This is a genomic window from Mitsuaria sp. TWR114 (assembly GCF_007997345.1).
Window position 1 is genome coordinate 1 of sequence record NZ_VOSR01000679.1, and the last position, 7,482, is coordinate 7,482.

The window sequence follows — 7,482 nt, forward strand, 5'->3', positions numbered from 1 at the left end:
TGGCGCTGGCGGTAGGCGACCCAGACCGCGGGCTCGTACCACGCGGTGTCGGCCAGCAGCGCCAGGAAGGGCGTGGTGGCCATGTCCTCGAAGTAGCGGCCGACCGGGAATCGCAGCTGCTCGCCCCAGAGGCTGCGCCGCGCGATCTTGGACCAGCTGTGCATCTGGCCGGCCTCGAAGAGCCCGCGCAGCAGCCGCGACGGGTCGCGCAGCAGCTGGCGCTCCGGGCCGAAGAAGGTGCGTCGGTGCATCTCGCCGCGCAGCTTGTGCTTGAGCTTGACCCGCTCGCGCAGCATGAAGAAGTCGCACAGCACCAGCGCCGGCGCGTGCTCCCGGACCACCGTGCGCAGACGCGGGATGGCGCCGGGCATCAGGTAGTCGTCGGAGTCCAGGAACCAGACGTAGTCCCCGCGTGCCGCCTGCAGGGTCGTGTTGCGCGCGCCGGAGAGCCCCTGGTTCTGCGCGTGGAACAGCCCCCGCACGCGCACCGGCCCGGACGCGTGCGCCGCCACCAGTTCGCGCACCAGGGCGTCAGAGCCGTCGGTGGAGCAGTCGTCCACCATCAGCACCTCGACGCCGTCGTCGGCCTGGGCCAGCACCGAGTCCAGGCACTCGCGCAGGTAGTCCTTGACGTTGTGGACGGGAATCAGCACCGACAGCCACGGCGCGTTGGTGCCGGCGTCCTCGTCGACGCCCGGGGACGACAGGTCGGATGGGCTGCTCATCGGCGCCTCACTCATGCCAGTGATCGGCGATCCACGCCGCGGGTTTCGGGCGACGCCAGTTGCCGTTGCTGCGGCCGGCCAGCGCGTCGGGCGGATTCATGACACCGTGGAAGATCAGGATCCGCGCGCCGTCCGGGATGAACGGCGCCCGGAAGTAGTTCATCGGCCAGCGCGGGATGCTGTGGTACTTGAAGCTCGCGCACCATCGCGCGTCCCAGTAGCTCAGCAGGCCCTTCTTGTGCATCTCGTCCGAGAGGTAGGCCTGTTCGTTGCGGAACTTCGCGCGGATCGCATCGAAGTCGCGACGGAAGGTCGCCAGCACCTCCGGATGAGCGCCAAGGGTGAAGCGGTAGACCGACGAGTTGCCGGTGATGCGCCAGGGGCGCTTCCAGTCGTGAATGATCAGGAACTCGCCCGGCACCTCGAAGAAGGGCGTGATGTCGTCGACGATCACCACGTCCAGGTCGAGGAAGAGGGCGGTGCCGCTCAGGCCGTACTGGGCGACCAGGTCATCGCTGAAGGTGGTCAGCTTGGTCCACCCGCGTTCCGGACTGCCGGGCGGCAGGTCCAGCGGCGGGATGGGCCGGCACTCGACCTCCGGCCGGATGCCGTCGGTGCGATCGGTCAGGCAGACGAAGCGGAAGTCGCCGCGCAGGTGCCGGCGCACCATCGCGTACAGGCGGTTGACGTACTCGGGACCGTACTTGGTGCCCCACTTCATGCAGAGGATGACGCGGTCGCCGCCCGGGGCCGCGGCGGGCGGCGGGGTGGTCGCGGGGGAGCTCATCGGTGTGGTCATCGGGCTCAGAGCTCTTCGACGTGACGGGGCGGGTAGCTGTCCCAGCTGAGGCAGCCGGGGCATTGCCAGAAATAGTGCTGCGACTCGAAGCCGCACGCGGCGCAGCGGTAGCGCTGCAGCGGCCGCACCGCGCGCTGCAGCGCGGTGCCGACGAGCTGCGCCTCGTCGTCGTCCAGCGGCTGCTGGCGCGCCTGGCTCTGCTGCAGCAATTGCGTCGCGGCGGACAGCGCCGGCTCGACCCGCAGGTGCTCGGCCAGGCGACGGCGCTGCGCCTCGGGCGCCGGTTCGAGCAGCGCGATCGCCTGCAGCAGCGCCATGCTCGGATGGCGGCGGTACTGGGCCTCGATCAGCGCCAGCGCCTGCGCGGCGGTGCCGGTGGATTGCGCCGCCTGGGCGTAGTCGCGCGCGACCAGGTTGAACGCGTCGGGATTGGCTCTCAGCAGCTCGGCGTACAGCGCCATCGCGCCGGTCTGGTCGCCCTGGCGCGCGAGCATCTGGCCCAGCAGCACGTAGGCGCGGGCCGACTGCGGCGCGCGGGCGCGGGCCTGGTCCAGCCAGCGGCGGGCCTCCGTCACGTCCTGGCGGGCCTGTGCCTCCAGGGCCAGCTCGCACCAGTAGTTGGCGATGCGGCTGGCGAAGCTGCCGGTGCCCGCGGCCTCGAGCTGCTCGGAGACCTCCGCCGCCTTGGCCCATTCGCGCGAGCGCTCGTACAGCGACAGCAGCGCCAGCGCCGCCTCGTGGTCGAAGGCGGTGCCCTTGAGGGCCTCGTAGGCAGTCTCGGCGCGGTCGAACAGGCCGGCCTTGAAGAAGTCCTGGGCCAGCGCGTACTGCGCGCGGTCACGTTCGGACTTGGGCAGGTCGCCGCGCGAGAGCAGGTGCTGGTGCACCCGCACGGCGCGTTCGTATTCGCCGCGGCGCCGGAACAGGTTGCCCAGCGCGAAGTGCAGCTCGGAGGTGTCGGGATCGGCCTGCACCGCCTCGATGAAGGCGTCGATGGCCTTGTCCTGCTGCTCGTTGAGCAGGAGGTTCAGCCCCTTGAAGTAGGCGCGCGGGGCGTCGCGCTGTTCACGCTTCCACTGGCGCGAGTCCAGCTTGGAGGCGAGCCAGCCCAGGCCGAAGACCAGGGGGACGCCGATCAGCAGCCAGCTCAGATCAAATTCCATCGGGGATCTTGGGGTCGTTGGCGGAGGCGGTCGCCGCCGAAGGCGGCAGGTCGTCCGCCGGAGGGAGCGAGCGCGCGGCGGCGCGCTTGTGGCGCCACCAGGCCGGGATCATCGCCAGCACACCGAAGGCGCAGCCCAGCCCGAAGGTCAGCAGCACCACGATCACCAGCGGAGCACGCCATGCCTGGCCGAAGAACCAGTGCACGACGATCTCCTGGCTGTTGTTCAGCGCGAAGGCGAACAGGCAGAAGAACAGGAAGGCGCGGAAGAGCCAGACCAGGATTCGCATGGGGGGCGATTCTAGGCGCGTGCGAGCACCGCCAAGCCCAGTGCATGACGTTCGGCAGGGCGAGTCCCCCGTCAGGGGCGGGACACCCTCCAACGGGCGAAAAAAAAGCGCCGCGATGCGCGGCGCTCCTGCCTTGGGGCGAGGGGCTCAGGCGGCCTGCTGGTCCTCGTCGGCGACGGGCAGCTGCGCGTCGACGGCTTCGCGCAGGGCCTTGCCCGGCTTGAAGTGCGGCACCAGCTTCTCGGGGATCAGCACCTGCTCGCCGCTGCGCGGGTTGCGGCCCATGCGCGGCGGGCGGCGGTTGATCGAGAAGCTGCCGAAACCGCGGATCTCGATGCGGTGGCCGCGGGCCAGCGCGTCGGACATCGCGTCCAGGATGGTCTTGACCGCGAACTCGGTGTCTCGCTGCGTGAGCTGGCCGAAGCGCTCGGACAAGTGGGCCACCAGGTCGGATCGGGTCATGGTCGTCAGCATCTGAAGAAAAAACAGGCTCGCTGCGGAGCGAGCCTGTCGAAGCGCTTGAGCGTCGGTTGGGCGTGTCTGCGGCGGTCAGGCTAACTCAGCCCGCCGCCGACCAGAACAAGGGATTCTCTTGAGCCCCGGACACCACGCTGCGCGTGGCGCCCAGGTCCCGCGAGGGATCAGCCGTTGTTCTGGTTGTCCAGCTTGGCGCGCAGCAGGGCGCCCAGGCTCGTCGTGCCGGCGTTCTCACGCTCGTTCGACTGCGACAGGCGCTGCATGGCTTGCTGTTCGTCGGCGTTGTCCTTGGCCTTGATCGACAGCTGGATGCTGCGCGACTTGCGGTCGACGTTGATGATCACGGCCGAGACTTCGTCGCCTTCCTTCAGCACGTTGCGGGCATCTTCCACGCGGTCGCGGGCGATTTCCGAAGCGCGCAGGTAGCCGGTGACGTCCTCGCCCAGATCGATCTCGGCGCCACGCGCGTCGACGGTCTTGACCTTGCCGGTCACGGTCATGCCGCGGTCGTTCACCGACACGAAGGTCGAGAACGGGTCGCCGTCCAGCTGCTTGATGCCCAGCGAGATGCGCTCGCGCTCGACGTCCACGGCCAGCACGATGGCTTCGACTTCCTGGCCCTTCTTGTAGTTGCGGACGGCGGTTTCACCCGGCTCGTTCCACGACAGGTCGGACAGGTGCACCAGGCCGTCGATGCCCTGGGCCAGGCCCACGAACACGCCGAAGTCGGTGATCGACTTGATCGGGCCCTTGACGCGGTCGCCACGCTTGACGTTCTCGGCGAACTCTTCCCACGGGTTGGCGCGGCACTGCTTCATGCCCAGCGAGATGCGACGCTTGTCTTCGTCGATCTCCAGGACCATGACTTCCACTTCGTCGCCCAGCGAGACGACCTTGGAAGGAGCCACGTTCTTGTTGGTCCAGTCCATTTCGGAGACGTGCACCAGGCCTTCGATGCCCGGCTCGATCTCGACGAACGCGCCGTAGTCGGCGATGTTGGTGACCTTGCCGAACAGGCGGGTGTTGGCCGGGTAGCGGCGCGACACGCCGAACCACGGGTCGTCGCCCAGCTGCTTCAGGCCCAGCGAGACGCGGTTCTTCTCGGCGTCGAACTTCAGGACCTTGGCCGTCAGTTCCTGGCCGACCGTCACCACTTCGCTCGGGTGACGGACACGGCGCCAGGCCATGTCGGTGATGTGCAGCAGGCCGTCGATGCCGCCCAGGTCGACGAACGCACCGTATTCGGTGATGTTCTTGACCACGCCGTTGACGATGGCGCCTTCGGTCAGCGTCTCCAGCAGCTTGGCGCGCTCTTCACCCATCGAAGCCTCGACCACCGCGCGACGCGACAGCACAACGTTGTTGCGCTTGCGGTCCAGCTTGATGACCTTGAACTCCATGGTCTTGCCCTCGAACGGGCTCATGTCCTTCACCGGGCGGGTGTCCAGCAGCGAACCGGGCAGGAAGGCGCGGATGCCGTTGACCAGGACGGTCAGGCCGCCCTTGACCTTGCCGGAGACGGTGCCGGTCACGAAATCGCCCGATTCCAGGGCGGTTTCCAGCGACAGCCACGAGGCCAGGCGCTTGGCCTTGTCGCGCGACAGGATGGTGTCGCCGTAGCCGTTTTCGATCGCGTCGATGGCGACCGAGATGAAATCACCGACTTGGACTTCGACTTCGCCCTGGTCGTTCTTGAATTCGTCGACGGGCACGTAGGCTTCGGACTTCAGGCCGGCGTTGACGACCACGAAGTTGTGCTCGATGCGGACGACTTCAGCCGAGATGACCTCGCCGGCGCGCATGTTCGACTTCTGCAGCGATTCCTCGAAGAGGGCGGCGAAAGATTCCATTTGGGACATGTGAGATTTCCTTGCCAGGCACAGAGCGTCCGGCGGCTTGATGCGTCAAGCGGCCTGATCCGAGAGGTGCGAAGGCTTGTGTTGCAAGCGGACTTGCGGGTTAGGTTGTCGAATACGTCACCCCCAGTGGACTGGCGTCCGGAGGGAGGGGTGACGCTCCTGTTTGCGTGTCGACCTGAAAACGCCTCAGGCCTTGAACGGACCGCGTTCCTGCCACCAGCTCAACACCAGATCACGGGATTCCCCGATGGTCTGCTGCGAGTTGTCCAGCTCGATCGCGTCCGCGGCGGCCTGCAGCGGAGACGCGCTGCGACCCTTGTCGCGAGCGTCCCGCGCTTCCAGATCAGCGCGCAAGCTGTCGATATTAGCCGGAATTCCCTTGGAAATCAATTGCTTGTGACGTCGCTCGGCTCGCGTCGCGGCACTGGCGGTCAGGAAGACCTTGAGCGCCGCGTCGGGGAAGATCGCCGTGCCCATGTCGCGCCCGTCGGCCACCAGGCCGGGCAGGCGGCGGAAATTCAGCTGCAGCTGGTGCAGCGCGCGACGCACCGCCGGATGGGCGCCGACCTGCGAGGCCATCAGCCCGGTCGCTTCCTGGCGCAGCTCGGCCGAGACGTCCTCCTCGTCCAGCAGCACCCGGCCCGACTCGAACTTCAGGTCCAGCGTCGGCACCAGCGCCGCGACCGCCTCGCCATCGGCCAGGTCGACATGGTGGCGCGAGGCGGCCAGCCCGGTCACCCGGTACAGCGCGCCGGAATCCAGCACGTCGTAGCCCAGCGCCTGCGCGACCTCGTCGGTCAGCGTGCCCTTGCCCGAGGCGGTGGGGCCGTCGATCGTGATGACGGGAATGTCCTCCACGTTGGCGCGGACGACACCGAACAGCGTCTCGAAGTAGTCGGGGAAGGTCTTGGCGACGCATTGCGGATCCAGGATGCGCACCGGCACGGCGGGCCCCTGGCGGTCGTCCTGCAGGCCGTTGAAGGCCGCCAGCGAGAAGCACATCGCGACTCGATGGTCGTCGTAGGTGTGGATGGCCGCCGGCTTCCAGGCCTTGAGCGGATGCACGCGCAGCCAGTCCGGGCCTTCTTCGACCCGCGCGCGAGCTTGCGCAGCTCGGTCGCCATCGCGGCGATGCGGTCGGTCTCCTTCACGCGCCAGGAGGCGATGTTGCGCAGCGTCGTCGGGCCGTCGGCGTACAGCGCCATCACGGCCAGCGTCATCGCGGCGTCCGGGATGTGGTTGCAGTCCAGGTCCAGCGCCTTCAGCGGCCAGGCGCCGCGGCGCACCTCCAGCCAGTTGGGGCCGATGTCGACCTGGGCGCCCATCGCCTGCGCGGCCTCGACGAAACGGACGTCGCCCTGCACCGAGCTCGAGCCCACGCCCTCGATGCGCACCGGCGCGTCGGTGGCGGCGATCGCGCCGAGCGCGACGAAGTAGGACGCCGACGACGCATCGCCCTCGACGTGCACCTCGCCGGGCGAGCGGTAGCGGCTGCCGGCGGGAATCACGAAACGCTGCCAGTCGTCGTCGCGCTGGACCTGGACGCCGAAGCGCGCCAGCAACCTCTCCAGCGTGATGTGGACGTAGGGCTTGGAGATCAGCTCGCCGGTGACCTCGATGACGAGGTCCCGCTGCGCGACCAGGGGCAGGGCGAGCAGCAGGGCGGTGAGGAACTGGCTGGAGACGTCGCCGCGCACGCGCACCGGCGCGTCCAGCGTCAGCGCCGCCGGCCCGTTGAGCCGCAGCGGCGGATAACCCTCCTGGCCGAGGCAGTCGATCGGGCAGCCCAGCGCGCGCAGCGCGTCGACCAGGTCGCCGATCGGGCGCTCATGCATGCGGGGCACGCCGGAGAGTTCGAACTGGCCGCCCTGCGTGGCCGCCAGCAGCGCGAGCGCGGCGGTCAGGGGGCGCATCGCCGTGCCGGCGTTGCCCAGGAAGAGCTTGGCCTGCCGGGTAGTCAACCGGCCGCCGATGCCGGTCACCGACAGCACGCCGTCCGCGCCGGTCTCGAGCTGGCAGCCCAACTCGCGCAGCGCGGCCAGCATGACCTTGGTGTCGTCCGAGGCCAGCAGGTCGTGCACCCGGGTCACGCCCTCGGACAGGCCGGCCAGCAGCAGCACCCGGTTGGAGATGCTCTTGGAGCCGGGCAGGGAGACGGTGCCCGCGGCGC

General features: G+C 68.8%; 7 protein-coding genes and 1 pseudogene. All 8 read right to left on the bottom strand.

The features are described 5' to 3' along the window. The coding region (locus FUT87_RS22160; protein ID WP_147242416.1) for a glycosyltransferase family 2 protein at positions 1-725 on the bottom strand (725 nt) is incomplete at its 3' end. A gap of 7 nt (positions 726-732) precedes the next feature. Next, positions 733-1,512, bottom strand: a complete 780-nt coding sequence (locus FUT87_RS22165) for a glycosyltransferase (RefSeq protein WP_147242417.1) — start codon at positions 1,510-1,512, stop codon at positions 733-735. Between the two features lie 17 nt (positions 1,513-1,529). Then, a complete protein-coding gene (gene lapB / locus FUT87_RS22170) occupies positions 1,530-2,687 on the bottom strand; it encodes a lipopolysaccharide assembly protein LapB (protein WP_091733217.1) in 1,158 nt (385 codons plus the stop codon). Continuing rightward, complete coding sequence (locus tag FUT87_RS22175) at positions 2,677-2,976, bottom strand: lipopolysaccharide assembly LapA domain-containing protein (protein ID WP_091733220.1); 300 nt, start codon at positions 2,974-2,976, stop codon at positions 2,677-2,679. Before FUT87_RS22175 ends, lapB begins: the two co-directional genes overlap by 11 nt. A 147-nt stretch (positions 2,977-3,123) precedes the next feature. Next, entirely contained in the window at positions 3,124-3,438 is a 315-nt protein-coding gene (locus FUT87_RS22180) for an integration host factor subunit beta (protein WP_147242418.1), read from the bottom strand. Between the two features lie 179 nt (positions 3,439-3,617). After that, positions 3,618-5,303: a 30S ribosomal protein S1 gene (gene rpsA / locus FUT87_RS22185; RefSeq protein WP_067063579.1), complete on the bottom strand. Its 1,686-nt coding sequence runs from the start codon at positions 5,301-5,303 to the stop codon at positions 3,618-3,620. Positions 5,304-5,498: 195 nt separating this feature from the next. Further along, on the bottom strand, positions 5,499-6,257 hold the full coding sequence (cmk, locus tag FUT87_RS31825) for a (d)CMP kinase (protein WP_404935430.1): 759 nt from the start codon (positions 6,255-6,257) through the stop codon (positions 5,499-5,501). Further along, positions 6,252-7,432: pseudogene (aroA, locus tag FUT87_RS31830) on the bottom strand (3-phosphoshikimate 1-carboxyvinyltransferase); the annotation flags it as partial. The pseudogene aroA and the gene cmk, both read right to left, overlap by 6 nt. Between the last annotated feature and the right edge of the window lie 50 nt (positions 7,433-7,482).

Coding starts and splice junctions, on each gene's coding strand:
- FUT87_RS22165 (WP_147242417.1), bottom strand. CDS start 1,512: ATGAGCTCCCCCGCGACCACCCCGCCGCCCGCCGCGGCCCCGGGCGGC.
- lapB (WP_091733217.1), bottom strand. CDS start 2,687: ATGGAATTTGATCTGAGCTGGCTGCTGATCGGCGTCCCCCTGGTCTTC.
- FUT87_RS22175 (WP_091733220.1), bottom strand. CDS start 2,976: ATGCGAATCCTGGTCTGGCTCTTCCGCGCCTTCCTGTTCTTCTGCCTG.
- FUT87_RS22180 (WP_147242418.1), bottom strand. CDS start 3,438: ATGACCCGATCCGACCTGGTGGCCCACTTGTCCGAGCGCTTCGGCCAG.
- rpsA (WP_067063579.1), bottom strand. CDS start 5,303: ATGGAATCTTTCGCCGCCCTCTTCGAGGAATCGCTGCAGAAGTCGAAC.